Origin of the sequence: Streptomyces sp. NPDC002838, assembly GCF_040295365.1 — a bacterium.
In the GTDB taxonomy this organism is placed as follows: domain Bacteria; phylum Actinomycetota; class Actinomycetes; order Streptomycetales; family Streptomycetaceae; genus Streptomyces.
Genome location: NZ_JBEOVF010000166.1, coordinates 1 through 1,062 on the forward strand (window position 1 = coordinate 1; position 1,062 = coordinate 1,062).

At 65.2% G+C, this 1,062-nt stretch carries 1 pseudogene; it reads left to right on the forward strand.

Annotated elements, in window-relative coordinates:
- Window positions 1–326: 326 nt before the first annotated feature.
- A pseudogene (locus ABT063_RS52100) lies at window positions 327–838 on the forward strand (IS5 family transposase); the annotation flags it as partial.
- Between the last annotated feature and the right edge of the window lie 224 nt (window positions 839–1,062).

The following is a 1,062-nucleotide window of genomic DNA, read 5'->3' on the forward strand; positions in this document are numbered from 1 at the left end:
CCAGCCGCAGTGCCATCCCGGTACACACGGCAGCCACCGGGCACCCACAGGTGCCCTGCCCCCACTGCGCGTACGATCCGTCCCTCAAAACCGCCGGACCAACCAACAACGCCAAGACCACCCACACGACCCACAACGAACCCGAACAAACCCCACCGCCCCTGGACATCACACCCAGACCCGAGCCTTCAAGAACCTCAACACGCCCTGACACAGAAGCCCCCGCAACGGCACTACTTGAACTTTCGCACAATGCACCGAGAAAGACACACCGCCCACACCCATAGACGTCGTTTCCTTTGGTGTGATCGTTCGTTGAACGGTGCATGACGGATCTGGTTGGGCGGTTGGTGCCGGACGAGTTGTGGGTGTTGTTTCGGCGGGTGGTTCCGCCGACGGAGGTGAAGCGTCCGCAGGGCGGTGGCCGGCGGCGGGCCGGTGACCGCGAGACCCTGGCGGCGATCATCTTCGTGGCCACCTCGGGCTGCACCTGGCGGCAGCTGTCGCCGGTGTTCGGCCCGGCCTGGCCCACCGTCTACCGGCGCTTCGCCCAGTGGAGCCGGGATCGGGTCTGGGCCAGGCTGCACCGGGTCATCCTGGACGAACTCGGCGCTCGCGGTGAGCTGGACTGGTCGCGGTGCGCTATCGACTCGGTCAGCGTGCGGGCGGCAAAAGGGGGCCACTGACCGGACCGAATCCGACCGACCGCGGCAAGAGCGGATCGAAAATCCACCTGATCACGGACCGGAACGGACTGCCCCTGTCTCTGGGCATCTCCGGAGCGAACATGCACGACAGCCTCGGCTTGAAGCCGCTCGTGCGCGGGATCCCGCCCATCTGGCTGTGTAGGTGAGAGTTGAGGCCAGGTGTTGGTGGGTTCTGACTCCAGTGCCGTCGGCAGAGAGTTGATGTCGGTGAGTTTTGACTCCACTGGGGGCCTTGTGGTGGGAGTATCGGGGTGCATCGGCTAGGCCGTTTCGTTCGGATCATCTGATCGTTGGTCCGGGTGTGCCGTTGACTGATGCGCAGTGGGCGCGGATCGAGCCGTTACTCCCGGACCGG